Source organism: Planktotalea arctica, from assembly GCF_002105285.1.
Classification (GTDB): Bacteria; Pseudomonadota; Alphaproteobacteria; order Rhodobacterales; family Rhodobacteraceae; genus Planktotalea; species Planktotalea arctica.
In genome coordinates, this window is sequence record NZ_MUHR01000005.1 from 320,458 (window position 1) to 346,913 (window position 26,456).

Sequence of the window (26,456 nt, forward strand, 5' to 3'; positions counted from 1 at the left end):
GGAACTCCGGCGCAGCGCGCCTTGCCCTAGTAATGTGGCGGACGTTCATCTCCGAGAACGATCCCGCCGCCGCCTTGCGCGTCGCGCTCGCCCTCGCGTGACATCAACATTTGGACGCGGTGGGTCAGCACTGCAATTTCGCGTTCTTGACGCGCAATCACATCCGACAATTCATCGGTTGTTTTCAGTAGCTCCGCTACCTTTTCTTCGAGGGTCTGAAGGCGTGTATCACTCATGAGGCCCGCGCTATCATGGCAACCGCGCTTGCGCAATTCGCGCGTTGCTGTTGCCCCCTTCGCCTGTGGGCGGTAAAGGGCAGGCAACAAGCTGGCGAAAGTGAGATCCATGGCCAAAGTGAAAAAAGCCCCCCGTCCCAAGGCGCAAGCGCCGAAGGGATTTCGCGACTATTTCGGCGCGGAAGTTACGCAGCGCAACGAGATGCTGCAAAAGATCGCAGGGGTTTATCATCGCTACGGGTTTGACGCGCTGGAAAGCTCTGCCGTCGAGACGGTCGAGGCGCTGGGTAAATTCCTTCCCGACGTGGATCGTCCGAACGAGGGTGTATTTGCGTGGCAAGAAGATGAGACAGCCGATTGGCTGGCGCTACGCTATGATCTGACGGCGCCTTTGGCACGGGTTTACGCCGAAAACCGCAATGAGCTACCGACGCCCTATCGCCGCTATGCGATGGGCCCCGTTTGGCGCAATGAAAAACCGGGTCCGGGGCGGTTTCGCCAGTTCTATCAATGCGATGCGGATACGGTCGGGGCTGGTTCTGTTGCGGCAGACGCAGAAATTTGCGCGATGCTCTCTGATACGCTCGAAGTCGTCGGGATCGAGCGCGGTGACTATATCGTGCGCGTGAACAACCGAAAGGTTTTGAACGGTGTGATGGAAGTTTGCGGCATCGCAGGTGACGATAAAGAAGCCGAACGTGGCATTGTTCTGCGGGCGATTGATAAGCTGGATCGCCTTGGTGAGGATGGCGTGCGTGCGCTGCTTGGCGAGGGCCGCAAGGATGAAAGCGGTGACTACACCAAAGGTGCTGGGCTAAGCGCTGATCAAGCCGAGATCGTCATGGGCTTCATGTCTGCGAAACGCAGCAGCGGCGCTGAAACTGCTGCGCGTCTCAGCGAATTGGTTCAAGGGTCCGCGATCGGTGAGGCAGGTGTTCAGGAATTGCTGACGATTGCAGAGTTGCTTGAAGCGCAGGGTTATGGGCCCGATCGGATCGAGATTGATCCATCTGTCGTGCGCGGCCTTGGCTACTACACAGGTCCCGTTTTTGAGGCCGAACTCACTTTTGAGATCGAGGACGAAAAGGGCCGCCCGCGAAACTTTGGTTCTGTCGCGGGGGGGGGGCGTTATGACGATTTGGTCAAGCGCTTCACGGGTCAGGAAGTCCCTGCCACAGGTGTTTCGATCGGTGTTGATCGTCTGCTTGCGGCCTTGCAGATGAAAGGGCGTTTGGAGAGCCATTCCGCCGGGCCCGTCGTGGTCACTGTCATGGATAAGAACCGCATGGCTGATTATCAGGCGATGGTTGCGGAGCTGCGCAGTGCAGGCATCCGCGCGGAGGTGTATTTGGGCAATCCCAAGAACTTCGGCAATCAGCTTAAATACGCTGACAAGCGCAACTCCCCCATCGCGATTATCGAGGGCGGGGATGAAAAAGAAAACGGTGTTATCCAGATCAAGGACTTGATCCTTGGCGCGAAGATCGCTGAAAGTGCGACGCTGGAAGAGTGGAAAGATCGCCCAAGCCAATACGAAGTGCCGCGCGGCGACTTGGTTGTGAAAGTGCGCGAAATTCTGGAAAGCCAAGGCTGATGAACGGGGTTACAGCAAGGGCTGGACAGTTGCGTGCGCGCTTTGAAGCAGCGGGCGCAGTACATGTAGAAACGGCGATTTTGCAACCTGCGGACACGCTTCTAGACCTTTATGGAGAAGATATTCGCGGGCGCGCTTATGTGACGTCCGATGCACTGCGCGGGGAGCAAATGTTGCGCCCAGACTTTACTGTTCCGGTCGTGCAAATGCACATGGCGGGCGGCGCTGATCCGGCGCGCTATACCTATGCGGGCACCGTGTTTCGCCGTCAGGAAGAGGATGAAACGCGCGCGAATGAGTATGAACAGGTTGGTTATGAGGTGTTTGATCGCGCCGAGCCGATTGCTGCAGACGCGGAAGTTTTCGCGCTGATCGCGCAGGCCTTGAGCGACGCGCCTGTGCGTGCTTCTACGGGGGATATCGGGATTTTGGTTGCGGCGGTTGCGGCGCTGGAAACGTCGGAGGGTCGCAAGGCGGCGCTACTGCGTCACATCTGGCGTCCTCGCAAGTTTCGCGCACTGCTGGAGCGGTACTCAAAGCCCGTGATTGTGCGAGACGTTCTGACGGCGAGTGATCCGTTTAAAGGCGCTGGGCCAGAAATTGGGCTGCGTAGTAAACGCGACGTTGAAGAGCGCCTTGCAGCGCTTCGCAAGGATGTTGAGACTCCGCCGGTTTCCGCTCGTGAAATCGAGTTGATAGAGGCGCTGTTGAATGTGCGCGAAATGCTGCCGTTCGCGCTTGAACAACTGCGCGACCTCGCGGTTGATTTGCCCGCGATCAGCCCTGCGGTGGAACGCCTTGGCGCGCGCATGACGGCGATGAAAACGCGCGGCATCGACGTGTCCAAGCTGGAGTTCGAAACCAGCTACGGGCGATCCTTGATGGAATACTATGACGGTTTCGTTTTCGGCTTTTACGCTGAAACGCGCGCTGATCTGCCACCTATCGCAACGGGTGGGCGCTATGATGCGCTCACGCGTCGCTTGGGGCAGGGCGCTGAAATTCCAGCGGTGGGGGGCGTGATTCGCCCTGATTTGTTGATGCTTTTGGAGGGCGCAGCATGAGTATCAAGCTGGGTGTGCCGTCCAAAGGCCGTTTGATGGAAAAGACATTCGAGTGGTTTGGCGAGCGCGGTGTCGAGCTTAGCCGGACAGGCTCGGACCGCGAATATGCGGGGGCTGTGAGCGGCGTCGAGGGCGTCGAGTTGGTGTTGCTCTCTGCAGGGGAAATTCCGCGTGAGTTGGCGGCAGGGCGTATTCATTTGGGCGTCACGGGGATTGATTTGATCCGCGAGAAATTGAGCGGCTGGCAGCAGCGGGTGAGCGAGCTGGCGCCACTTGGCTTTGGCCACGCTGACCTTATTATTGCGGTGCCGGACTTCTGGGTTGATGTGCGCACGCTGGATGATCTTGATGCCGCCGCCGCAATGTTTCGCGCGCGAAACAGCTTTAGGCTGCGCATCGCCACGAAGTATCACCGCCTGATGCGCGAATATCTGCGCGCGAATGGTGTGGCGGATTATCAATTGGTAGACAGTCAAGGCGCGACCGAGGGCACAGTTAAGAACGAAACGGCAGAGGCTGTGGCGGACATCACTTCAACAGGCGAAACGCTACGTGCAAATCATCTACGGCTGCTTGATGATGGGCCCGTTTTGAAATCGCAGGCGACTTTGCTGCGTTCTAAAACAGCGGAGATGAGCACCGCAGAGCGCGCCGATTTGGCCGCTTTGTTGAAGCAGCTAAAACTTACCTGACGCCGATTTCGGCCAACGCGGCGCTGAGTTCGGCGGGCAATGGTTCCTCATGGGATTTGCCCGCGGGAAGATCGGCAGGGGCGTCTGCATGGGTGAGATAACGCCAGCCTTGGAATGGTCGTTTCAGGGCGTGCTGAGTGAGAATAAGGCCCGGTTTCATCACGATGGCGCAGCGGCGGATACCGTCTGGGCCAGTAACTTCATCAAGGCGTAGAATGGGTTGGCGGGCCTGAATGATGCCCTTGATAACCCAGTAAATTGAGCCGCCGTTCAGGATTTCCTCCCCACGTTTGGGCCACATACGGGTAACATGACGGTGCAGCCCGTCCGTCGCGGCCGCGCGCATCTGTTGCCAGCCTTCAAGATCCTCGACAGTTTCGGTGCCGACGCTGAGTTTGACTATATTGATATATTTAGACACAATTTTCTCTCTTTAGACACAACATGTGGTATGAGGTGGTATATTTTCATCAAGGGGTTGTGGTTTTGAGCATATCATTTTATTCGCTGAAAGGAACGCTGGTATCGCATTGTTCGCCAAGGACCATGAATATAGTAGTCTGACTTAATCAATCGCCAACCAAGGGAATCGCCTGATGAACCGTTTTGCTGCCCCAATCGCCGAGCAAATTTGGGATATGAAGTACCGCTTTAAGGAAGCGGGTGGAACACCCATTGATACAACGGTCGAGGATACCTGGGGACGCATCGCGAAAGACCTTGCGCGCGTGGAAAATGATTCGGCACATTGGGAAGAGCAGTTTTACGCGGCACTTGAAGACTTTAAGTATCTCCCCGCAGGTCGAATCACCGCAGGCGCGGGCACAGCGCGTAATGTGACGCTGTTTAATTGCTTCGTCATGGGCACGATTCCCGATTCCATGGGTGGCATCTTTGAGATGTTGAAAGAAGCGGCGCTAACCATGCAGCAAGGTGGCGGCATTGGTTATGATTTCTCTACGATTCGTCCCAAGGGCGCGGATGTGAAGGGCGTGGCGGCGGATGCCTCCGGGCCGCTGAGCTTCATGGATGTGTGGGATGCGATGTGCCGCACGATTATGTCAGCCGGCTCGCGCCGCGGTGCGATGATGGCGACAATGCGCTGTGATCACCCAGACATCGAGGATTTCATCACAGCCAAATCAGACGCCGCGCGTTTGCGGATGTTCAACGTATCTGTGTTGATCACGGACCCCTTCATGGAAGCGGTGAAAGCAGATGCCGAGTGGGAGTTGAAGTTTGACGGCGAAGTGTTCCGTACTGTGCGCGCGCTCGATCTGTGGAACAAAATCATGCAAGGTACTTATGATTATGCCGAGCCAGGTGTGATCTTTATCGACCGCATCAACAAAGCCAACAACCTTGGTTATTGCGAAACGATCGCGGCAACAAACCCATGCGGTGAGCAGCCTTTGCCGCCCTATGGCGCGTGTTTGCTGGGCTCGATCAACATGGCACGCCTTGTTGCGGACCCGTTTGAAGCGGAAGCATCGCTTGACGTTGTTGCGCTGAACGAATTGGTCGCGACGGCCGTGCGCATGATGGACAATGTCGTTGATACGTCGAAATTTCCGCTGGAAGCGCAAGCGCGTGAAGCGCAGGCGAAGCGCCGGATCGGCCTTGGCGTGACGGGTCTTGCGGATGCGCTTTTGATGGTTGGCCTGCGCTATGGTTCTGAGGAAGCGGCACGTCAAACGGACGAATGGTTGCACGCGATCGCCCGTGCCGCATATCTGGCGTCGGTCGAATTAGCCAAGGAAAAAGGCGCGTTCCCGCTGTTTGACGCTGAGGCATATCTGGCCAGTGGCGCGATGATGGACATGGACGAGGATGTGCGCGAGGCCATTCGCGAGCATGGCATTCGTAATGCTTTGCTGACCTCGATTGCGCCGACAGGTACGATCAGCCTCTATGCGGGCAACGTCAGCTCTGGCATCGAGCCTGTGTTCGCCTACGCCTACACGCGCAAGGTTTTGCAGAAAGACGGATCGCGCACGGAAGAGGAAGTTGTTGATTACGCTGTGCAAATGTGGCGCGACAAGTTTGGCGATAAAGAGCTGCCCGACTATTTCGTGAACGCGCAGACGCTTGCCCCGCTTGATCACGTACGTATGCAGGCGGCGGCGCAGAAGTGGGTCGATAGTTCCATTTCCAAGACGATCAATTGCCCTGAGGACATCAGCTTTGACGACTTCAAAGAGGTCTACATGGAAGCGTGGGATACAGGCTGTAAGGGTTGCACCACCTACCGCCCGAATGATGTGACCGGCTCTGTTTTGACTGTGTCCGAGACGAAGGACGCGCCCGAAGTGATCGCGAACACCGACGCAGAGCCGATGCGCCCGCACGGCGATGTGGTCTACATGACAGAGCCTTTAGATCGCCCGCAGTCCTTGGAAGGTGCGACGTATAAATTGAAGTGGCCCGATAGTGAGCATGCGATTTATCTGACGGTGAACGATGTGATCGTTGGCGGTCGTCGCCGTCCGTTCGAGGTGTTCATCAACTCCAAAAATATGGAGCATTTTGCGTGGACTGTTGCGCTCACGCGGATGATGTCAGCAGTATTCCGTCGCGGCGGTGATGTGACATTTGTTGTGGAAGAGCTAAAAGCGGTGTTCGACCCGCGCGGCGGCGCTTGGGTTGGCGGGAAGTATATCCCCTCCATTCTGGCCGCGATTGGCGGGGTGCTGGAACAGCATATGATCGAAATCGGCTTCCTCGAGGGCGAAGGCATGGGTCTCAAGACCGATCCGCAGGCGCAGGTCGTCGGGATGACGCCAAAGCGCGGCAAGTCTTGCCCAAGCTGTGGGCAATTTGATTTGCGCATGGTCGAGGGCTGCATGACGTGTGGCAGTTGTGGTCATTCGAAGTGCGGCTAGTTTTGTGATCTGAAGTGCTTGTGTGGGATACTCCATAACTTGGCCATTCCACACATACCAAAAAACCACCGACCTTTTTAAGGTTGGTGGTTTTTTAATGTTTTCAGTGGGTTGTGTGGTTTCTGCTTTCGACCGTCTACAACATCAGCTCTATAGGCATGGCGCCGCCGCGAGCTTGCGTTGTCACTTCGTTTATTCCTTAAATGTTCCACAGATTCTGGAACCTTTCATAACTCATAAGCCCGACAGTTCCGAATTGTTGGGCGGCAGCGCAAGGCCTACCTTGCGCGATGAAAGGTAACGACATGACCACCGCCCAATCTACGATTCCGTTTCACAAGCGGACCTTCAGCGATGACTTGCCTAAGCTGCGAGATGTTGAGAAGCGATTAACATCCTTCCTCAAGACCACCTGCGAGCGGGCCGAAAGTACCGAGATAGAGGCGGGGCGCATGGAGGACGAAGATTGGACTTATCCGTACGATTTGGTGGATGAAGAGGACATGCGTCGGATCAAGCGGCGCGAGAAGGGCTGCCTGGGCTGCGTTTCAATCCGCTGGTTTAAGTTGGATCCCCTGGTATCGGCAAAAGCTATTTGGCGCACCGCGTTGCACACCATCTGACGGTGCAGACGACTCTCATTGATGCTACGGGTGAGCCATCAACTTTTGCGTTGGTTGGCGCTCAACGAGGGTGGTCCAGCGCCACGCCAGGAAAGCTGATACAGACCGTCCGGAGAGATCGTCGTTCTGGCCGATCTGCACTACGACACGTGGCGCCGCTTCGCGCTGGTTCCGTCTGACGTCTGGGGTCTGCAGGATATGGTCTGGAATGCTGACGCAAAGCGTTTGAATGATGCGGCGCACTAAGCGCGCTCGCTTTATCGGGCGCGATTTTCGTTTTGCGCGCGTTCGATATCGAGATGGGCGTGGTTTTCGGAAATAACGCGGCGCAAGTGACAGTCTTGTGGCAGTCCAAGAATGCTACTGGCATATTTTTGGTGGGCCCCGAGATGAGCGTCGCCGAGATTATGTGCGTCGAATGTGAGGATCAAAAGTTCTTCGGGCGAATAGCGCGGCGCAAGCGTGTCAAGCGCGATAAGAGATGAGCTAATGAAGGGCTTTTGCGTGCGTGCGGCAAGGTGGTTTTGCCAATAGGAGAGAAAGCCGCAGGAGGTAACGATTAACTCTCCACTTGCGCTGTGCAAAGCAGCTTCAAAAGGCGCGATGTCGATGTCCTGTGGTTTGTTTGTGACCACTTTCGCCACTGTCGCAGCTTTGATGCGCAAGATTTCGATGTCGCCCAAATAGGTCTTTCGTGCGCCGACATCCCCCGCGATACGGGGGAAATCGGTATCAAGTTGCAGAACCGTTAGGGCATGGGGCATCGTTATTGTTTTAGATTGTTCGGCAGCCACGTCGCCAGTTCCGGGAAGGCGACGAGGATGATGACCATGAGTAGCATAAGGCCGACCATCGGGATCGCGGTTTTGGAGGTGTAGCCGATCTCGTGTTTGGTCATGCCTTGCAACACGAACAGGTTGAAGCCGATGGGCGGTGTAACCTGCGCCATTTCCACGACGACCACGATGAAGATACCGAACCAGATTACGTCGATGCCGGCTTGGCGGATCATAGGCACTACGATTGCCATAGTTAAAACGACTGATGAAATTCCGTCGAGGAACATTCCGAGAATGATGTAAAACACGGTTAACGCCGCGATCAAAGTGATCGAGGAAAGTTGCATTTCGTCGATCCAGGCAGCCAGTGCGCGAGGCAAACCGGTAAAGCCCATTGAGAGCGACAAGAAAGCCGCGCCCATAAGGATCAACGCGATCATCGCCGATGTGCGCGTGGCCCCATCAGGCTTTCCAGGAACACACCAGCGGTCAGAGAGCGTTGAAAAGCGGCAAGGGTGAGCGAGCCGATAACACCAACGGCGGCGGCCTCTGTTGCGGTTGCCCAACCGAAATACATGGAGCCGATAACCGAGAAAACGAGCAACAGCACGGGGATCAGAAACCGGCTTTCTGCGAGCATATTTGCGGAGCTCATTTTTGGCTCAGGTGGGGGGCGTTGATCGGGGCGTAAAAAGTGCCAGGCCATGATGTAGGCCATGAAAAGACTGGCGAGAACGAGGCCCGGAATGATGCCTGCTATGAACAGTTTGATGATGCTTTCATTGATCGAAACGCCGTACACGATCAGGGTTAACGATGGCGGGATCATCAGGCCCAGCGTTGCGGCCCCCGCCAGCGTGCCGATAATCATATATTAAGGGTAGCCGCGCTTGCGCAGCTCTGGGATCGACATTTACCAACCGTTGTGAGGGTCGCAGCGGACGAGCCTGTGACAGCTGCAAAGATCGTGCAGCCAGCGATATTGGTGTGCAAGACGCCACCAGAGAGCCAACGCATCCACGGCGCCAATCCGCGAAACATGTCTTGGGATAACCGTGTTCGATAGAGGATTTCACCCATCCAGATGAACAGCGGCAGTGCGGTTAATGTCCACGAACTCGACCCGGTCCAGATGGTGGTGATCATCGCGTCTCCAGCAGGGCGCAGGGTGAACATTTCCATCCCCACCCATGCCACGCCCATAAGAGCGAGGCCAATCCAGATAGACGATCCGAGCAGTGTGAACAGCACGAACAGAAAGACGATTGTGGCATATGCTTCGGTCATTCGACGGCCTCCGAGACGATGGGGTTCTTGCCAGTGACAAGCAGGCGAATGAGCGTGTCCCAAAGCGCGAGCGCTAATAGAATTGTGCCGATGGACATGGCAAGTTGCGGAATCCACACGGGTGTGAAGACCAGTTTCGTGCTGCCCTCCAAAGCGCCGGAGATATCGAGCTTGAAGAGACTGACCAACCATTCAGGGATTTGATCTTGCCCCTGTGTGCGGTCATTCAGCATTTCGGAAAAGAAATTGGTTTTGACAGCGTAGCGGGCGAAATAGGTGGCGATCACGGCGGCGGCGAAGACGGCAAAGATATCGAGCCATTTTCTCAGGAAGGCCGTGGAATTAAGGATGATCGACACGCGGATATGTGCACCGCGTATCATCGCGTGGCTAAGCGCGAAGAACGATGTCGTGGCCATGACGTAGCCCGCAAATTCGGTTGTTCCGGGTAGGGCGATGCCCGTCCAGCGCGCGACCATTTGCGCAACGATTAGCAAAAGAATTGTAATCATAAAAAAGGCAGCGACTACGCCGCTTGCAAAATACACACCGTCCAATGTGCGCCAGATCGGTCGCAAGAACCGCTCGAGCCGTGGGCCTGCGAGGAAGCAAAGTACAGCGATCAAGCTGGGAAGAACGAAGAGCCAGACCCAAAGGGGAAGGCCCATGACAGGCGAGCAGTCGCGCATGATAAACTCTTGAATTTAGAAAAAGAAATTGCCAGCATCAGCGCGGTGCAAAGGCTGGCAAAAACGCTTAGTTTGCGTTGTATGCGTCGAGGATCTTCTGACCGCCAGCGCCAGTTGTTTCCAACCATTCAGCCGTCATTTTCGCGCCGTTTTTCTCAAGCTCTGCAAGGAACTCAGGGCTCGCGTCTTCGACTTTCATGCCGTTCTTGGCCAATTCGTCAAAGTAGAAATTCGCGAGGTCCGCAGATTTCGCAGCGCAGCTTGCAGCGGTTTCGTCATCTGCTTTTTGGATGCCTGCCTGAACCTCTGCATCAAGGCCTTCCCAGACCTGGGTGTTCACCATCACATAGTTGCGCGGCAGCCATGCGTTAACCTTGTAGTAGTTCGACACATGTTCCCAGAGTTTAATGTCCTCCCAAACTTTTACGAGTGCGAAGAGAATTTTCGCGGATCAAATGGGGCCAAATCTATGTTTGGCTTTTTACCATCAATCAGATCAGCGATGATTCGGCCCGTTTTAGGCCCACCTGTCAAGCCGACGTGTTGATGGCCAAAGGCGCTATAGCTTTTTCCGCCCACATCATTGGCCCCGATCAGCGGCAGGCTATCGGCGGGGGCAGGGCGGTGGCCCATCCACTCAACCGTGCGGTCATAGGAGATATCGGGCAGAAGGCGCGCGATCTGACGTTTGAGCATGTCGATGGGCGCTTTGCTTGGGCCTGCGTCCAGCCCGCCGAATTCGACGACGCCAGCGGCGCGCAGGCGTCCCTCCATCGGGGTCAGCACGAATTTACCGGACGCGATCATCATCGGGTTCTTGGGCATCACCGAGGGGTTGATGAATTCGATGTGATAGCCGCGTTCGCTTTCAAAGGGGACTTTGACGCCAAGCTTATGAGCGATCGCTTTGGACCACGGGCCAAGCGCGAGCACGATGCGATCTGCAGTAAGGCGGCCTGCGCAGGTGTCGAGCGCGATGATCGCTTTACCCGAAAGTTCCACGTCATTGATCGTGGCGATTTTTAGCGTGCCGCCCTTCGAGACGAAATGATCGGCGAGCGCTTGTACATATGCGCCCGGATCGGAAATACGACCATGGTTCTTGCACCTCACCACGGTCTCAAAGGACTTGCCGAAGATTGAATCTTCGCGCGCGTACTCTTCCCCTGAAACGATTTCGAACACCGCGCCTGCCGCACGCCGCTTGTCCCAGCCGTAGCTGTCAGCAAGGAAATCGCCATGGGTGGTATAGCCAAAGCAATAATCCTCTGCACCGACAAAACGCGCAGCGGGGGTGCCCTTGGCAAGGTCCATGTGCTGGTCATAGGAATCGTGCAAAAGCGCGGACATGGCGTGCGCGTAGTAATCCACATGCGCATCGGTGGCATAGCGCATGTATTTGACAAGGAAAGGCAGCAAACTTGGCAAGTAGCCCCACCTCAGAAACAGGGGCGAGTCGCGGCGCAAGAGCATGCCGGGCGCAGATTTGAACAGGCCCGGAGTCGTCAGGGGGATGATGGCGCTGGCGGCCAAGACGCCGGCATTGCCATGGCTCGTGCCGCTTGCGGGGCCTTGGCGGTCTACGATGGTGACGTCGTGTCCCGCACGTTGCAGCCAGATCGCGCTGGACACTCCGACAATGCCCGCGCCTGCGACGATAATTTTCATGAAGGTGATCCTGTGCTGCGTTTCCGCGTTAAGAGGATCATGTTTTCCGCGAGCTTTCAAACGCGCATATGGGCAGGGTTTGAAACTGCCCTTAGAGTGCGACGCCCAAGACTGCCGCGCAATCGCCGAGTTGCACCAGCCCCGGATGATGGCGCGCGATAAGAATACCATCGCGCTTGGCAAGGATCATCTTGGGGGCGCCGCCGTTGCGGCTAATGTCCCAGACCTGCGCCAGTTCCTGACCGCGCGCAACGCTCTCGCCCAGCTCGACGTTGAAGGCGATCATCCCATGCTCCATAGCAAAATGAAAACAGGCATCATCGGGCTGGGTCATTTGCACGCTTGGTCGCAACTCTGGCTCGCCCGCCAGAATGCCCGCGTGGATCAGCACGTTGCGCAAGCCGCGCCGGGCGATTTCGATCGTGGCGGGGCGCGCAGTGCCGCCGCCGCCAAGTTCCGTCGTGACAAAGGTTTTGCCCTGCGCCTCGGCCGCGTGGTCATACATGCCAAGCGCATCGATTTCGCGCATTTCAACGCTAAAAGGCGCATTGAAGGCATCACGCGCGGCGCGGCAACGGGCCTCTTGCGCCTTGTCGTCCAGCACGTGATGCGCGGCGAAGGGCAGGAAATCCAACGTTTTGCCGCCAGAATGGAAGTCGAGCACGAGATCGGCCATGGGCAGCAAGATGCGCTCGAAATAATCGGCGATCTTTTGTGATGCCGTGCCATCGGGAAGGCCTGGAAACGCGCGGTTCATATTGACGCCATCAATCGGCGATACACGCGTTCCGGCGCGCACAGCAGGGTAGTTCATGTAGGGCAAAATAAGGATTGTGCCGCTCACTTGCACGGCGCTGAGTTCATGGGCGAGCGCGGCAAGAGCGATTGGACCCTCGTATTCATCACCGTGATTGCCGCCGGTGAGCAGCGCGCAAGGACCGCTCCCGTTGCGGATTACGCTGATCGGAATCTGGATTGCCCCCCAGGCGCTTTCATTGCTGGAATGGGGCAGGCGCAAATGGCCGTGTTGTATCCCGTCTTGGGTAAAATCGACGGTGCTGAATATAGGATTGTCGCGCATGCTTTACCCTTTGATCACGAGTTCACGGGGGGTATTGCACAGGCACTCATAGCCTGTTTCCGTGATCACCAATGGTTCCGTGATCTCCAGCCCACCATCATCGAGCCAGAGTGCAGGCATGAAATGAAAAGTCATCCCTTCCTGCAAAACCGTCTTGTCGCCTGCGCGAAAAGACATGGTGCGCTCGCCCCAATCAGGGGGATAGCTGAGGCCTATGGCATAGCCACAACGGCTATCTTTTTCAAAGCCCAGCTTGTTGAGCGCCGCGTTGAAGGCGAGTGCGATATCCTCGCACAGATTGCCGGGTTTGGCTTGCTCTAGGCCCGCGTCCACGGCTTCCAAAACGGCCTTTTCCGCGTCGAGATACTTCTGCGGCGGTGTGCCCAGAAAAAGCGTGCGTGACTGCGGGCATTGATAGCGTTTATGCGCGCCTGCGATCTCGAAGAACGTGCTCTCGCCAGCCTTCAGCGGGCTATCATCCCACGTTAGATGCGGCGCGGTGGCGTCCATGCCCGAGGGGGCCATGGGCACGATGGCGGGGTAATCGCCCCAATGCCCGTCCGCGCCTGTGACGGAGGCGTGATAAATGTCGGCGATCAAATCGTTCTTGCGCATGCCGACTTCTGCGCGCTCGCGCACGACTTCGTGCATGCGCTCCACAATGCGCGCTGCGCGGCGCATATAGGTGATTTCCGTCTCGGATTTAACCGCGCGCTGCCAGTTCACGAGGCCGGTTGCATCATTGAAACGCGCCGTTGGGAGGGCTTTGGTCAGGGTCATAAAGGCGGAGGCAGTGAAGTAGTAATTGTCCAACTCTAGCCCAATTGTGGCACGCTCGGGCCCATGTTCGGCAAGCACGCGTGCGAGGTCCTTCATCGGGTGTTTGGCGGGGTTCTGCACATAGGTATCATCGTAGCCACGAATATTGTCATGGTTCAGATAGGTGGTGCGCTGCGCCCCGATCGCGTCCATTGCGCGGCCCCACCAGATCGGCTCGCCCGAATGGGTCAAAAGCACGCCCTGATGCACGTAGAAGGACCAGCCGTCATAGCCTGTCAGCCATGCCATATTCGATGGATCGGTGATGAACAGCGCGTCCAGATTGCGGGCGGCCATTTCGGCGCGGGTTTTGGCAAGGCGGGCGGCATATTCTTCGGGGGCAAAAGACAGGGCGGGCATGGCGAATCCTTGATTGCGTCCCTCAAACCCTACCTGTGGTTTGAAAATCCTATGTTCGGTTTTCGCCTAAAAAATGCAAAAGGGCGACCTGTTTTGCAGGCCGCCCTTGAGAAGTGTCACTGCTTCGCTCCAATTAGGATGCGCCGATGAGACCCATGCTTTCCAGCTTCAAGAGCACCTGATGAGCGCAGTTGTCGACTTCGATATTGATGGTGTCGACACTGAGTTCCGGGTCCGCAGGAACGTCATAGGGATCGGAAATCCCGGTGAATTCCTTAATTTTGCCTTCGCGCGCTAGCTTGTAGAGGCCTTTTCGATCGCGCTTTTCGCATTCTTCAATCGAGGTTGCGACGTGAATTTCGACGAAAGCACCGAAGGCTTCGACATCTTCGCGCACCGCTCGCCGCGTCGTTGCATAAGGGGCGATAGGTGCGCAGATCGCGATGCCGCCGTTCTTGGTGATTTCAGACGCAACATAGCCGATGCGGCGGATGTTCAGGTCGCGGTGTTCTTTGGAAAAACCCAATTCTGAAGACAGGTTCTTGCGAACGATGTCACCATCCAGCAGCGTCACTGGGCGGCCACCCATTTCCATCAGCTTAACCATCAGCGCGTTCGCGATGGTGGATTTGCCCGAACCGGAAAAGCCTGTGAAAAAGACGGTAAAACCTTGCTGGGAGCGTGGCGGTTTGGTGCGGCGCAACTCTTTCACGACATCAGGGAAGGAAAACCATTCAGGAATTTCAAGACCTTCGGACAAGCGGCGACGCAGCTCTGTGCCGGAGATATTGAGGATCGTGACGTTGTCCTTGTCCTCGATCTCGTCAATCGCTTCATATTGCGCGCGCTCTGCAACCCAAACCATGTGTTTGAAGTCAACCATTTCACAGCCGATTTCGGACTGGTTCGCGCGGTAGAGGTCTTGCGCATCGTAGGGGCCGTAGAAATCTTCGCCCTGCGAGTTGTTTCCGGGGCCTGCGTGATCGCGGCCAACGATGAAGTGAGTGCAACCATGGTTCGCGCGGATCAACCCGTGCCAAACCGCTTCGCGGGGACCGGCCATGCGCATAGCAAGGTTCAGAAGGGACATCGAGGTTGTGGAGCTTGGATATTTATCCAGAACCGCCTCATAGCAGCGCACGCGGGTAAAATGATCGACGTCACCGGGTTTGGTCATGCCAACGACAGGGTGGATCAACAAGTTTGCTTGCGCTTCTTTTGCAGCGCGGAACGTCAGTTCCTGATGTGCGCGGTGCAGCGGGTTACGTGTCTGGAACGCAACCACTTTGCGCCAGCCCATTTTACGGAAATAGGCGCGCAGCTCGTTAGGTGTGTCGCGGCGAGCGCGAAAATCATAGTGAACCGGCTGCTGAATGCCTGTGACAGGGCCGCCAAGGTAGATCTTCCCAGCGGTGTTGTGCAGGTAGTTGACCGCAGGGTGCGCATCGTCGTCGGCGCCGAATACTTTTTCGGCTTCAAGCGCCTTATTCGGCTCCCAGCGGTCGGTGACGGTCATCGTGCCAAGGATCACACCCTCTTGATCGCGCAGGGCGATGTCCTGACCAAGCTCAATTGAGGCCGCAAAATCTTCGGAAACATCAAGCGTGATGGGCATGGGCCAAAGCGTGCCGTCAGCAAGGCGCATATCTTTGACAACGCCGTTGTAATCGTCCTCGCCAAGGAAACCTTTGAGCGGGTTGAAGCCGCCATTCATCAACAGTTCCAGATCGCAAATCTGACGTGGGGACAGATCATGCGAGGTCAATTCAGCCGCTTCGACCTTCAGCTTTTGCGCGCTGTCGTAGCTGACGTAGAGTTCCGGGATGGGGGCAAGGTTATTTTGCATAAGTTTGGTCCTGTGCTTGAAAGGTTCCAGTCCGCTCGTCGTACCTGTCAGTTCGGCGTGAAGAGCGTCATATTCCGCGAATTTTCGAGTTAGAAATTGATCGGTGAGGCGCATTTTTTCGGCTGCGCCCTTTAAAGTGATCTCATAGGCAAAGCGTTGGCGTTTGTCGGGGCCGGCGCGCTGGCTAACTTTGATGTAACCTGCATCGCTGGCACCGCGCAGCAGTGCGTTGAGGCGACCAAGCGAGATGTTGAGCGCCGCCGCAGTTGTGCGCTGCGGTGCATCCGGCGCCAGATCAAGCTGGCGCAGAAGGCGAAAGAGCTGATCCTCTTCCTGTGGCGGTGTTTTCAAATCGCTTGAGTACATCGGGCTTGCTCTTAAGTGTGTTCATTTGTGAACATACTTCGTATCGTGCAAAATACAGAACACCGCAATAAATCAAATGGGGCTATTTCTGGGCGTGACCGATCCGCAACAAAAAAGCGCCCGACCGTGCAGGCTGGGCGCTGTCCTTGACTTTAATTCAATAGGTTAAGCGCTACTCGTCGACCTCGGCAAGGAAACGCTCGGCCTCAAGAGCCGCCATGCAGCCCATACCGGCAGAAGTCACCGCCTGGCGATATTTGTGATCCGTCAGATCGCCCGCTGCAAAAACGCCGGGAATCGACGTCGCCGTACTGTCGGGCTGTGTGACCACATAGCCACCCATATGGGTTTCAAGCACGTCGCTGACCAATTCGCTTGCCGGAGCATGGCCGATCGCGATGAACACGCCCTTGCACGGCAGGTCAGTGATCTCGCCAGTCTTGGTATGTTTGACCTTGACGCCTTCGACGCCTAGCGGCGCATCGGTGCCATAGACCTCCTCGATTTCATGGAACCAGAGGGTTTCTATCTTGGGGTTCTTAAGCAGGCGGTGTTCGAGAATTTTCTCGCTTCGCAGCTCGTCGCGGCGATGCACAAGCGTTACTTTGGAGGCGAAATTGGTGAGAAACAGCGCTTCTTCCACGGCCGTGTTGCCGCCGCCGACCACAACGATTTCCTGTCCGCGATAGAAGAAACCATCGCAAGTGGCGCAGGCCGAAACGCCAAATCCTTTGAACCTGTCCTCGCTCGGAAGGCCCAGCCATTTTGCGCGTGCGCCCGTCGCCAGGATCACCGCATCGCAGGTATAAAGCATACCACTGTCGCCCTTGGCCTTGAACGGGCGTTCGGACAGATCGAGATCGGTGATGATATCGCCAACGATTTCACAGCCCATTGCCTTGGCGTGCGCTTCCATACGGATCATCAGATCAGGGCCTTGCACTTCACTGTCGCCGGGCCAGTTTTCGACTTCGGTCGTGGTGGTCAATTGTCCACCCGGCTCGATCCCCTGTACCAAAAGCGGCTCAAGCATGGCGCGGCTTGCATAGACGCCGGCGGTATAACCTGCGGGACCGGAGCCGATGATGAGAACTTTGACGTGACGTGTATCGGCCATGATGGATGCCCTTCGCTGAATTTCGCCCCTCCTATAGCGGCGAATCGAGCGCGCTAAAAGCGCCAAGCGCGAGGTTCACAGTTTTGCGAACGTCGCAGCAGTATCTTTTGTTTTGGATAATTTTCTTGCGCAATTGCGAAAGATTATTGCGTATCCGGTGTTAAACGTAGTAGATCGCGCAATGCAAATAGGGGAACACGGATGGCTGGTACGCGCCTTGATCCGATCGATCGGAAAATTCTAGCAGAGCTGCAAGCAGACGGGCGCATGACCAATGTCGAGCTTGCCAAGCGCGTTGGCATTTCCGCGCCGCCGTGCCTGCGCCGCGTGCGCACGCTGGAGGAAGCGGGTTTCATCAAGGGCTACCACGCGGACGTCGATGCGCGTGAACTTGGCTTCGAAGTGCAGGTTTTTGCCATGGTCGGTCTGCAAAGTCAGGCCGAGGCTGATCTCAGCGCGTTCGAGCAGCAATGCCGCAACTGGCCGCTGGTGCGTGAGTGTCACATGCTCAACGGCGAGGTGGATTTCATCCTGAAGTGCGTCGCGCCCGATCTGAGTTCGTTTCAGAGCTTTCTAACGTCCGATTTATTGACGACGCCTAACGTGGGCAGCGTCAAAACTTCGCTGGTCATTCGGGGTGCCAAGGATGAACCGGGCGTGCCTTTTGATGTGCTCGAAGCGCGGTTAAGCAAAAGCGAATAGGCGGGCCGTCTAACTGCGGGTCAGGCTTTCGAGCGTCTCTTTGGACATGCGCGGATAGGCGAGGGGCCCGAAGTCTTCGAAGTTCTCGATGTCGGGAAAGAGCGACAGGAACAGCGTCCGCATGTTCTCGCCCAAAAGATCCTCGACGCCCTTCCCGGGATGATAGGTTTCCACAGGACGCCCGCTTGCGTAGATCGCAGTATGGCGCGGCAGACGCAAATGGAACAGGCGCACGGCGCTGGGCGGCGTGACGAGAAACGCGGAATGCCCGTCCTCCAGATCACGCACGGGCGTGAGCACGGATTTCACCCCGATCAACTGCTCCAGCGCAGGGCGCGATTGCAGTAAGCGCGCGTTTGGCCCTAGCATCAGATCACCGAGCGCTGCAGACTTGGAATAGCCATCTGCTATAAGTCGCATCAGGCCTTTGATCGACGTATTGGGTAGGTTTTGCGAAGGCGCAAAGCTGGTCGAGCCGATCCAAACCAGAGGTTCAGGATTTCCACCGACTGTGTCGATCAGATTACCAGGATAAAGGTCTTCGATGGCTACAGGTCCGCTTGGCGTGGAAATGAGCGTGCCGCGTGCAAAGGCGGAGCTACTCGCCTCGAAAAGATCCGTGGCAGGCGCAAGGTGATGAGAGGTGCGCGCCGCCCCGCAGGGAAGGAGAACAGCGATCTCGAACTTGCGCATGAGAGGCTGGGTGCGCTGAGATCGCTCTTGTGAATGAGCAAACCGATCGATCTTGATCGGGAGGGAATATGTGTTGTCAGCCCGCAATGCGGGAGAGAGGTCAATAGCCATGCGAATACCTGTCTCTAGGTAAGTCACAACCGCGTCGGCCCCCACCGACAACGACAGAAGGACAAGTCACTTCAAATCTGTAATATGAATGTACGACCGCAGTCGCAGTGTCAAAATTTATGAAAATTTTGTCATTATTGATCACCAATCTTACTCATTACACGCAGACTGTTTCGCCACAAAAAGGCAAAGCTGCCACAATCTTGCCCAAAAGTGGGCGATTCACACAAAAGGCAACGCCGAATCGCGGCGGTGCGTAGGCCCTGTTGCAGGGCTAATTGTCTAATGTCAGGCGGACTTGAGCGCTGGCGCGTCTTTCGTGCGCTTGGCGATGAAGGCCGTGCGACGTGCGCCGCGCGCAAATGGAAGGGCGGGCATTTCAGTTTTTGCCGTGTTGACGATCGATGCGATAAAGCGTGCCTTGGGTTTCATGACGAATCCTGCCTAATGCTGATTTTTGTTTACGAACTGGCATCAGTTTTGCCGCCCGATTGGGGCGCAAACGTGGCGGGCTTTGGGTGGATTTAGGTTAATAGCGCGAAAACAATGTGATTGTTCACAAACGGATAACAGAGATCAGGCGCCCGTAATCTGCCTCGTTAAGGTGCGTGGTCCGCCGATAAGAATAAAAGCGCGCATCGTCGCTATAGGTGCAATGGCCGATCCATGCGGTGTGGCCCACACCTGCCTCGCGCAGCATGTGCAGGCCGAAACCGGGCAGATCGAACTGCATGCGATCCTCGTTGCCGCCCGCGAAGAACTGCGAATAGCCATGGTCTTGCGCGATAAAATCCTCGAAGAACTCCGGTCCGACCTCATAGGCTTTTTGTGAAATGCACGGGCCGATCGCGGCGCTAATGTCTGCGCGCGCCGCGCCAAGCGCTTCCATTGCTTCAACCGTGCGCGAAAGGACGCCGTCAAGCGCGCCCTTCCATCCCGCGTGGGCTGCGCCGATCACACCAGCCTTGGGGTCGGCAAACAGCACCGGCTGGCAATCGGCGGTCAGAATTCCCAGCGCAATATTTGGTTGGTTCGTGACCATCGCATCGGCCTTGGGGCGGGCATCGCTTGGTGCGTCGATCACAACCACGTCCGCGCTATGATATTGATGCACGCCCACCAGAGCGGTCGGCGCAACGCCCATATCGCTGGCCACGCGGGCGCGATTGATCGCGACGATATCGCGTTGATCCGAAGATCCGACGCCGCAGTTCAGCCCTTGAAAGATACCAGAAGAGGCCCCGCCCTTGCGCGTATAAAATCCGTGCCGAACCGCGCCCAGATTATCGGCCTTGAGGCGCTCCAATATCATGTCTCATATCCCGCAGGTGGGTTCGCACCTTCAGGAAACAGCGCGAGGGTCTTGAATATCGTTCCCATTTCATCCGCATGGGTCAAGCGTTTGTGCGCGGCGATATGTTGATCCAGCGCCGGCCCGCTCAGGGATTTCGCAAGCGCCTGCGCGCGCTGCGTAATGCCGAGACGTTCGAGAAATATCCCCTGAAGGGTGAGCCGGGAGTGGTGGCAGTGCAGATCGGCGATCAGCGCTTCGAAATCCACATGCGCGCTTAGATCGCTTTGCCCGGGCCTGTGAAGCGGGTCGACCATTTCGTGGTCTCGCACGGCTTGCAGTGTATCGCCAAGCGAGCGCCAATCGCCGTAATCAAAGATCAGCGCCGCACCGCCATTGGCCTCGATCCGCGCACCAAGCGTTTGCATGATTGCGCTTGCCGCAGGGCAGTGCTCGACCAGATCGCCGTCTTTCGTATCCTCCAAACGATGCGCAAGCGCGTCTAACGGTGCCACCTCGCTCAGCCCGAAGGACAGCGTATCGCCCTCAAGCCCGATCATGCGCTCGCGCCAGCCATCGCCGTTGCGGATCATTTGACGGATCGGCAGCGCGTCGAAAAATTCGTTCGCAGCGCAGTAGATCGGCTGATCGTCGGGCAGGGTAGCAACGCTATCGTGCCATGTCGGAATATAGCCTGTCAGTGTGTTTTTCTGAGCGGCGCGCAAGTGGGGCGAAGCTTCGATCAAATGCACATCGCAAGCTGCGGCAAAGCCGGGGACCGCGCGGATGGTACGCAAGATATCTGCCATCAGCGTGCCGCGCCCGGGGCCAAGCTCGACCAAAGCGACTTTTGCAGCCTGGCCCTGATCTATCCAGACCTGCGCCAAACACAGGCCAATCAATTCGCCGAACATCTGACTGATCTCTGGCGCGGTAATGAAATCGCCGCCGGTGCCTAATGGATCGCGCGTACTGTAGTAGCCATGCTTGGGGTGCAGCAGGCAAAGGCTCATAAATTGCGCCACGCTCATCGGGCCTTGCGCGCTGATCTGCGCTTTCAGGATCGTTTCGAGGGCTGTCATGCTTTGCGCGCGCGCAGAATGAACCAGATGCCCAAAAGGATCATCGGGATCGACAAAAGCTGGCCCATGGTAAAGCCGTATCCGCCCGTTTGCAGCGCGAGGCCAAGGGGATTGTCGAGCGAAATGAATTGTGCGTCTGGCTGGCGGAAAAATTCGACGATGAAGCGCGCAAGACCGTAGCCCGCGAAAAACGTGCCCATGACGAGGCCCGGCGTTTGAAGTGCGCCGCGCCGCCATGCGAGCCATAAAAGCAGTGTGCCAAGCAACACGCCCTCTAATGCGGCCTCATAAAGCTGGGATGGATGACGCGCGCAAATCTCGATCAACGGGCCGCACTCCTGCGCCGCCTGTCCGGGGAAAATCACGCCCCAAGGCATGTCGGTCTGACGCCCCCAAAGTTCGGCGTTGATGAAATTTGCGATACGGCCCAGCAACAGCCCTGGCGCGACGGCCAGCGCCATCATATCCGCGGCTTGCAGTTTGGGCACACCGTTTCGCGTGCAGAAATACAGCCCTGCCGCGATCACGCCAAGCAGGCCGCCGTGAAAGGACATGCCGCCTTGCCAGATCATTAACGCTTCGGCAGGATGGGCGAGATAATAGGCAGGCTGATAGAAGACTACATATCCGATGCGCCCGCCGACGATTACGCCAAGGATAACCATGGTTAGCAAATCTTCGACCTGCGCAGTGCTCATCGGGGATTTGTCCTCGGGCCACAATCGCGCGGTTTTCACCGCCATCAAGGCGAGCCGCCAGCCGATTAGGATGCCGACGATATAGGCCAGCGCATACCAGCGCAGGGCGAAGTCGAGGCCGAAAAGTGTGACCGAAAAAATGTCCGGCGAAATGGGAGGAAATGGAATTGCTGCGCGCATATTTGCTGCCCTATACCTTCATGCGCCCAGTTGACGCCTTGTGACCTGCTACGATCAGGCCCATATATCACTCAAATGAATGGCCGGAGGCAACTATGCAAACGCGAAACAAAGTTTTGGACGATATCTCGCAGCTTATGACCAACGCTATGGGCGTGGCGCAGGGCGCCAAGAGCGAAGCAGAGACGGCGATGAAGTCTTTGGTGGACCGCTGGCTGGCCGATCGCGATTTCGTAACGCGCGAGGAATTTGATGCGGTGCGCGCCATGGCGCAAAAAGCGCGTGAAGAGAACGAAGCGCTGAAAACGCGACTGGACGCGATGGACGCCGCCAGCAAGTAACACTTCGTTAACGCTGATATGCTATCGAGCCTGCCGCATCTTGTGGCGTGCTTTGTTTTGTCCACAACTTATTGCGGTTATCCCCAAGTTATAGCTTTACACAGGCCCTGCGCGCCCTCACGATATGTGGTATAGGTTGTCGTGATACACGCGATATCTAAGTGTAGCACCCAGACCTAGAGGCCAAAAGGCCCACCGGTTGAGAAGGCATAGGGGCAGAGCAATGGCAAGTCTTGAGCAATTTATCGAGGATGATATCCACCCGATTGATCTGGTGGAGCATCTGGCCGAGCATCACGACTGGGAATTTGACCGCATCCATGACGATCAGATTGCGATGCAGGTCGAGGGCCAGTGGCGCACTTATTCGATTACGCTGGCCTGGTCGGGTTATGACGAAACTCTGCGCCTGATTTGCACCTTTGAGATGGAGCCACCAAAAGCCGCGCTTCCGCGCCTTTACGAAGTGCTGAACGCGATCAACGATCGTTGTTGGGCCGGTTCGTTCACCTATTGGGAAGACCAGCAGTTGATGGTTTACCGCTACGGGCTGGTTCTGGCGGGTGGCCAAGTCGCGGGCCCCGATCAGATCGATACGATGATCAACGCAGCGGTAATGAGCGCAGAGCGGTACTATCCCGCGTTGCAACTGGTCGTTTGGGGCGAGCGCAGTGCAGAAGATGCGCTCCAGGTCGCCATTGCAGAGGCTTATGGTCGCGCGTAACCTTTCCTTAAATGTTTAATTTCGGGGGCTACATGACATTAGAGACTGTTGCTGAGCGCGGGCTTGTCCTGCTGGGATGCGGAAAAATGGGCTCTGCCATGTTGGTCGGATGGCTTGATGGCGGCCTGCCTGCTGGATCGGTCTGGGTTCAGGATCCGTATCCGTCCGAGTGGCTGCGCTCGAGCGGCGTGCATATCAACGAGGGCTTTCCCAGAAATCCGGCGGTGGTTCTGATTGCTGTCAAACCGCAGATGATGGGCGAAGCCTTGCCCGCTTTGGCGGCTTTGCCAAAGGATGGCACGGTATTTCTATCCGTCGCGGCGGGCGTGTCGATCGCAGCCTACGAGACGGCTTTGGGCGATGGTGCCTGCGTCGTTCGCGCTATGCCGAACACGCCTGCGGCAGTGGGCAAAGGCATTACGGCGATCATCGGAAATGCGCGTGCAGACGCCGCTGATATGGACCTCGCCGGTACCTTGTTGAGTGCAGTCGGACAGGTCGTGCGCTTGCAAAACGAAGGGCAGATGGATGCTGTTACGGGTGTTTCCGGCTCAGGGCCGGCTTATTTATTCTACATGATCGACGCGCTTGCTGCCGCCGGCGCAGCACAAGGTTTGCCCGAGGATTTGGCGATGCAATTGGCCAAAGCGACAATCTCAGGGGCAGGAGCCTTGGCGGAAAGTGCCGCCGAAACACCTGAGCAATTGCGCGTCAATGTCACTTCTCCAAACGGCACGACGCAGGCGGGGCTGGAGGTCTTGATGGCTGCGGATGGCCTTGCGCCCTTGATGCAAGCGACGGTGAAAGCGGCGAGCGATCGCTCTAGGGAGCTTGGCAATGGCTGAAATAGCTTTCGATGATTTCATGCAGGTCGATATTCGCGTCGGCTGCGTGATCCACGCCGAAGCCTACCCCGAAGCGCGCAAGCCTGCGATAAAAATGCAGGTTGATTTCGGCGGCGATCTGGGGATCAAGAAAAGTTCGGCGCAGGTGACGGCGCATTACACGCCAGAGCAACTGATTGGCCGACAGGTCATGGCCGTGGTAAATTTCCCACCGCGCCAGATTGGCAAGTTCATGAGCGAAGTTCTAGTGCTTGGCGTGCCGGACGCGGACGGCGAAGTGGTGCTGATTGCGCCAGATCTGGACGTTCCTAAAGGAGTGCGTTTGTTTTGATGAAGCTGCTGATCACTAGGCCTTTGCCGCAAGCCGTTATCGAAGCTGCGCGCGCCACGTTCGATGTCGAGGTGCGCGAGAGTACTGCTCCTATGGAGGCCGCAGAACTGCGCCGTGCGCTGGCGAACTTCGACGTTGTTTTGCCGACCTTAGGTGATGTGTTTTCTGCTGATGTTTTCACGGATGTCGCGCAGCTGCGCGCCAAAATGCTGGCTAATTTTGGCGTGGGCTTTACCCATATCGACATTGATGCGGCCAAAGCGGCAGGGATTCAGGTGAGTAACACACCCGGCGCTGTGACAGACGCGACCGCAGATATTGCGATGACCTTGATGCTGATGAGCGCACGCCGCGCGGGCGAGGGCGACCGGCTTGTGCGTTCCGGCGCGTGGGAAGGCTGGCATCCGACGCAAATGCTCGGGCTACATTTATCGGGCAAACATGTGGGTATTCTGGGCATGGGGCGCATTGGCGAAGCGATCGCACGGCGCTGTCATTTCGGTTTTGGCATGCAGGTGAGTTATTTCAACCGCTCCGCCAAGACCGTGGATTTCGAGGCGACGCAGGTCGGATCGTTGATCGCATTGGCGCAGCAGGTCGATGTTCTGGTGGTCGCGGTTCCGGGCGGCGCAACGCGTCATCTGGTGAATGCCGAAGTGCTGGCCGTGATGCAGCCCCATGCGCATCTGATCAACATCGCACGCGGCGAGATCGTCGAGGAGGCGGCGTTGATTGCAGCCTTGCAAGCGGGGCAAATCGCAGGCGCAGGGCTTGATGTTTATGAGTTCGAGCCGAAGGTGCCCGAGGCGCTAAAGCAGATGGAGACAGTCACGCTGTTGCCGCATCTGGGCACTGCGACGCTGGAAGTGCGCACAAGCATGGGGATGATGGCAGTCGAAAATGCCGTGGCATATGCCGTAGGCAAGCCGGTTCCCAACCCTGTCTAATGTCCTGTCGCGGCGCGCCAATGACGGCGGCACAGGGAGACATAGGTCTCGTTGCCGCCAATTTGCACCTGCTCGCCCTCGGTCATAACGCGGCCATTATCGTCCTGACGGATGACCATCGTCGCCTTCTTCCCGCAATGACAAATCGTGCGCACCTCGCGCATTTCGTCGCTGAGCGCGAGTAGGGCAGCAGAGCCCGGAAACAGCTTGCCGCGAAAATCAACGCGCAACCCGTAGCACATGATCGGCACCTTTAGATCGTCCACCGCGCGGGCAAGCTCCCAGACGTGCGCTTCTGTCAAAAACTGGGATTCATCGACGAAAATACAGGCACAAGGCCCTTGCGCCAGGCGCTGCAAGATCTTGGCAAAAAGATCATCGCCCACATCAAATGTGTCCGCCTCTTTACCAATTCCGATCCGGCTGGCAATGCGCCCGTCACCTGCCCGATTGTCAAACCGAGCGGTGAGCAAATACACCTGCATGTCATTTTCGATGTAGTTGTGCGCGGCTTGCAGCAAGACAGTCGACTTGCCTGCGTTCATCGTGGAGTAGTGGAAATAGAGCTTGGCCATGGGCGCGTTTTGCCGAGGAATTGACGCGCTGGCAAGATGCTGAACGGGTAAAGAGCCCTAGAAATCAAAATGGACGCACAAGAATGGCATGCCAATCCTCGCGCGTCCGATACTCTTAACACCGCCGATGCACATCGCTCGCAGCAATTGTTGCAATGTGCGCCGTCCAGTTTCACACCCCCCAAATGAGGGGGACGAGGCACTCAAATGTTCCAAAACATGAGGAACGGTTTACAATTGCCACATTCCCGCTAAAGGATGAATGGGAATGTAACTAGGAACTTCCCCTCTATTCACGGGGGGCACGTTAGGGATATCGCATGGCCGGAGTTGGCAGTTATTTGAAAAAACACACGGAAGCCTTGGTCAAGGATGTGGGGATCGAACCTGCGTGCGAATTGACGGGTAAATCCAAAGCGACGTTGGGGCGATATTACTCCGACAACGATGAGCACGCAGACCGGTTTATGCCGGTAGATGCAGTCGCCGCTTTGGAAGAGGCTTCGTCCTATCCGCATGTCACGGCTGCGTTGGCCGAGCTCAAAGGCATTACTCTGTCCTTTGACGAGCGACGCCGCAATACCGATGGCAAAGGCGGAATAAATCAGGATGTGATCGCGCTAAGCCAACGTTTCGCGATGTTGATGGCAGAGTATAACACTTCCATAGATGACGGGGTGATCACAGTGAACGAAGCCAAGCGCCTGTTGAAAGAAACCTTGGCAATTCAGCAGGTTCTGATCGACATGAAGCTGCATCTGGAAGAGGAGCACGGTTAAGAGATAGCCGCGCATTTTCCGACAGTTTTGGATGAAATAGCCCCGACCGTCATG

Annotated in this window: 27 protein-coding genes and 2 pseudogenes; 12 read left to right on the top strand and 17 right to left on the bottom strand. The window is 56.7% G+C overall.

Annotation, left to right across the window (positions count from 1 at the left end; all coding sequences use genetic code 11):
- Window positions 1–26: 26 nt before the first annotated feature.
- Window positions 27–236 (bottom strand): SlyX family protein, encoded by a 210-nt coding sequence (locus B9P63_RS06170; protein WP_085307897.1) that lies wholly within the window; start codon window positions 234–236, stop codon window positions 27–29.
- Between the two features lie 109 nt (window positions 237–345).
- Between B9P63_RS06170 and hisS the strand changes: the two genes are divergently transcribed.
- Genes hisS through hisG form a run of 3 tightly spaced genes read left to right on the top strand, consistent with a single transcriptional unit; the run spans window position 346 to window position 3,586 of the window.
- Window positions 346–1,830 (top strand): histidine--tRNA ligase, encoded by a 1,485-nt coding sequence (hisS, locus tag B9P63_RS06175; RefSeq protein WP_085307673.1) that lies wholly within the window; start codon window positions 346–348, stop codon window positions 1,828–1,830.
- Window positions 1,830–2,894, top strand: coding sequence for an ATP phosphoribosyltransferase regulatory subunit (locus B9P63_RS06180; protein WP_085307674.1), 1,065 nt, complete (start codon window positions 1,830–1,832; stop codon window positions 2,892–2,894). The genes hisS and B9P63_RS06180 overlap by 1 nt, the downstream gene beginning before the upstream one ends.
- Window positions 2,891–3,586 (top strand): ATP phosphoribosyltransferase, encoded by a 696-nt coding sequence (gene hisG / locus B9P63_RS06185; protein ID WP_085307675.1) that lies wholly within the window; start codon window positions 2,891–2,893, stop codon window positions 3,584–3,586. The genes B9P63_RS06180 and hisG overlap by 4 nt, the downstream gene beginning before the upstream one ends.
- On the opposite strand, the gene B9P63_RS06190 is transcribed toward hisG, so the two are convergent.
- On the bottom strand, window positions 3,579–4,007 hold the full coding sequence (locus tag B9P63_RS06190) for a DUF1489 family protein (RefSeq protein WP_085307676.1): 429 nt from the start codon (window positions 4,005–4,007) through the stop codon (window positions 3,579–3,581). The two genes, hisG and B9P63_RS06190, sit on opposite strands and share 8 nt — an antisense overlap.
- A gap of 175 nt (window positions 4,008–4,182) precedes the next feature.
- Here B9P63_RS06190 and B9P63_RS06195 point away from each other — a divergent pair, with 175 nt between their 5' ends.
- Entirely contained in the window at window positions 4,183–6,468 is a 2,286-nt protein-coding gene (locus B9P63_RS06195) for an adenosylcobalamin-dependent ribonucleoside-diphosphate reductase (protein ID WP_085307677.1), read from the top strand.
- 290 nt (window positions 6,469–6,758) lie between these two features.
- On the top strand, window positions 6,759–7,091 hold the full coding sequence (locus B9P63_RS19150; RefSeq protein WP_085307678.1) for a hypothetical protein: 333 nt from the start codon (window positions 6,759–6,761) through the stop codon (window positions 7,089–7,091).
- A 257-nt stretch (window positions 7,092–7,348) separates the two neighbouring features.
- On the opposite strand, the gene B9P63_RS06210 is transcribed toward B9P63_RS19150, so the two are convergent.
- The 9 genes and pseudogenes from B9P63_RS06210 to trxB form a co-directional block, all read right to left on the bottom strand.
- Window positions 7,349–7,855: an aspartate/glutamate racemase family protein gene (locus B9P63_RS06210; protein WP_176219109.1), complete on the bottom strand. Its 507-nt coding sequence runs from the start codon at window positions 7,853–7,855 to the stop codon at window positions 7,349–7,351.
- A 2-nt stretch (window positions 7,856–7,857) separates the two neighbouring features.
- Window positions 7,858–9,157, bottom strand: a pseudogene (locus tag B9P63_RS06215) (TRAP transporter large permease).
- Complete coding sequence (locus B9P63_RS06220) at window positions 9,154–9,846, bottom strand: TRAP transporter small permease (protein WP_085307679.1); 693 nt, start codon at window positions 9,844–9,846, stop codon at window positions 9,154–9,156. The pseudogene B9P63_RS06215 and the gene B9P63_RS06220 overlap by 4 nt, the downstream one beginning before the upstream one ends.
- Before the next feature lie 67 nt (window positions 9,847–9,913).
- Window positions 9,914–10,258 (bottom strand): annotated as a pseudogene (locus tag B9P63_RS06225) (type 2 periplasmic-binding domain-containing protein); the annotation flags it as partial.
- An 11-nt stretch (window positions 10,259–10,269) separates the two neighbouring features.
- Window positions 10,270–11,514 (bottom strand): NAD(P)/FAD-dependent oxidoreductase, encoded by a 1,245-nt coding sequence (locus tag B9P63_RS06230; protein WP_085307898.1) that lies wholly within the window; start codon window positions 11,512–11,514, stop codon window positions 10,270–10,272.
- A gap of 91 nt (window positions 11,515–11,605) precedes the next feature.
- The gene (gene doeB / locus B9P63_RS06235; RefSeq protein WP_085307680.1) at window positions 11,606–12,595 is read right to left on the bottom strand and encodes a N(2)-acetyl-L-2,4-diaminobutanoate deacetylase DoeB; all 990 of its coding nucleotides are present in this window, start codon (window positions 12,593–12,595) and stop codon (window positions 11,606–11,608) included.
- A 3-nt stretch (window positions 12,596–12,598) separates the two neighbouring features.
- The gene (doeA, locus tag B9P63_RS06240) at window positions 12,599–13,774 is read right to left on the bottom strand and encodes an ectoine hydrolase DoeA (RefSeq protein ID WP_085307681.1); all 1,176 of its coding nucleotides are present in this window, start codon (window positions 13,772–13,774) and stop codon (window positions 12,599–12,601) included.
- A gap of 133 nt (window positions 13,775–13,907) precedes the next feature.
- Window positions 13,908–15,986, bottom strand: a complete 2,079-nt coding sequence (locus B9P63_RS06245; protein WP_085307682.1) for a bifunctional sulfate adenylyltransferase/adenylylsulfate kinase — start codon at window positions 15,984–15,986, stop codon at window positions 13,908–13,910.
- 172 nt (window positions 15,987–16,158) lie between these two features.
- Window positions 16,159–17,103: a thioredoxin-disulfide reductase gene (trxB, locus tag B9P63_RS06250; protein ID WP_085307683.1), complete on the bottom strand. Its 945-nt coding sequence runs from the start codon at window positions 17,101–17,103 to the stop codon at window positions 16,159–16,161.
- A 201-nt stretch (window positions 17,104–17,304) separates the two neighbouring features.
- Between trxB and B9P63_RS06255 the strand changes: the two genes are divergently transcribed.
- A complete protein-coding gene (locus B9P63_RS06255; RefSeq protein ID WP_085307684.1) occupies window positions 17,305–17,805 on the top strand; it encodes an Lrp/AsnC family transcriptional regulator in 501 nt (166 codons plus the stop codon).
- Window positions 17,806–17,814: 9 nt separating this feature from the next.
- Here B9P63_RS06255 and B9P63_RS06260 read toward each other — a convergent pair whose 3' ends face one another.
- The 5 genes from B9P63_RS06260 to lgt all read right to left on the bottom strand — a co-directional run bounded on the left by B9P63_RS06260 (window position 17,815) and on the right by lgt (window position 21,860).
- Entirely contained in the window at window positions 17,815–18,498 is a 684-nt protein-coding gene (locus B9P63_RS06260) for a Hint domain-containing protein (protein ID WP_176219110.1), read from the bottom strand.
- Window positions 18,499–18,897: 399 nt separating this feature from the next.
- Complete coding sequence (locus B9P63_RS19155) at window positions 18,898–19,041, bottom strand: hypothetical protein (RefSeq protein WP_176219111.1); 144 nt, start codon at window positions 19,039–19,041, stop codon at window positions 18,898–18,900.
- A 124-nt stretch (window positions 19,042–19,165) separates the two neighbouring features.
- Window positions 19,166–19,921 (bottom strand): peptidoglycan editing factor PgeF, encoded by a 756-nt coding sequence (gene pgeF / locus B9P63_RS06265; protein ID WP_085307686.1) that lies wholly within the window; start codon window positions 19,919–19,921, stop codon window positions 19,166–19,168.
- Window positions 19,918–20,982, bottom strand: a complete 1,065-nt coding sequence (locus B9P63_RS06270; RefSeq protein WP_085307687.1) for a class I SAM-dependent methyltransferase — start codon at window positions 20,980–20,982, stop codon at window positions 19,918–19,920. The genes pgeF and B9P63_RS06270 overlap by 4 nt, the downstream gene beginning before the upstream one ends.
- The gene (gene lgt / locus B9P63_RS06275; RefSeq protein WP_085307688.1) at window positions 20,979–21,860 is read right to left on the bottom strand and encodes a prolipoprotein diacylglyceryl transferase; all 882 of its coding nucleotides are present in this window, start codon (window positions 21,858–21,860) and stop codon (window positions 20,979–20,981) included. Before lgt ends, B9P63_RS06270 begins: the two co-directional genes overlap by 4 nt.
- A 95-nt stretch (window positions 21,861–21,955) precedes the next feature.
- Here lgt and B9P63_RS06280 point away from each other — a divergent pair, with 95 nt between their 5' ends.
- From B9P63_RS06280 to B9P63_RS06300, 5 genes are all read left to right on the top strand, one after another.
- Window positions 21,956–22,201: an accessory factor UbiK family protein gene (locus B9P63_RS06280; protein WP_085307689.1), complete on the top strand. Its 246-nt coding sequence runs from the start codon at window positions 21,956–21,958 to the stop codon at window positions 22,199–22,201.
- A 223-nt stretch (window positions 22,202–22,424) separates the two neighbouring features.
- The gene (locus tag B9P63_RS06285; protein ID WP_085307690.1) at window positions 22,425–22,925 is read left to right on the top strand and encodes a type III secretion system chaperone family protein; all 501 of its coding nucleotides are present in this window, start codon (window positions 22,425–22,427) and stop codon (window positions 22,923–22,925) included.
- 32 nt (window positions 22,926–22,957) lie between these two features.
- Entirely contained in the window at window positions 22,958–23,770 is an 813-nt protein-coding gene (gene proC, locus B9P63_RS06290; protein ID WP_085307899.1) for a pyrroline-5-carboxylate reductase, read from the top strand.
- The gene (locus tag B9P63_RS06295) at window positions 23,763–24,101 is read left to right on the top strand and encodes a tRNA-binding protein (RefSeq protein WP_085307691.1); all 339 of its coding nucleotides are present in this window, start codon (window positions 23,763–23,765) and stop codon (window positions 24,099–24,101) included. The genes proC and B9P63_RS06295 overlap by 8 nt, the downstream gene beginning before the upstream one ends.
- On the top strand, window positions 24,101–25,048 hold the full coding sequence (locus tag B9P63_RS06300) for a 2-hydroxyacid dehydrogenase (protein WP_085307692.1): 948 nt from the start codon (window positions 24,101–24,103) through the stop codon (window positions 25,046–25,048). The genes B9P63_RS06295 and B9P63_RS06300 overlap by 1 nt, the downstream gene beginning before the upstream one ends.
- Here B9P63_RS06300 and B9P63_RS06305 read toward each other — a convergent pair.
- A complete protein-coding gene (locus B9P63_RS06305; protein WP_085307693.1) occupies window positions 25,045–25,623 on the bottom strand; it encodes a thymidine kinase in 579 nt (192 codons plus the stop codon). The genes B9P63_RS06300 and B9P63_RS06305 overlap by 4 nt on opposite strands.
- Window positions 25,624–25,943: 320 nt before the next feature.
- Here B9P63_RS06305 and B9P63_RS06310 point away from each other — a divergent pair, with 320 nt between their 5' ends.
- Complete coding sequence (locus B9P63_RS06310; RefSeq protein ID WP_085307694.1) at window positions 25,944–26,402, top strand: hypothetical protein; 459 nt, start codon at window positions 25,944–25,946, stop codon at window positions 26,400–26,402.
- The last annotated feature ends 54 nt before the right edge of the window (window positions 26,403–26,456 follow it).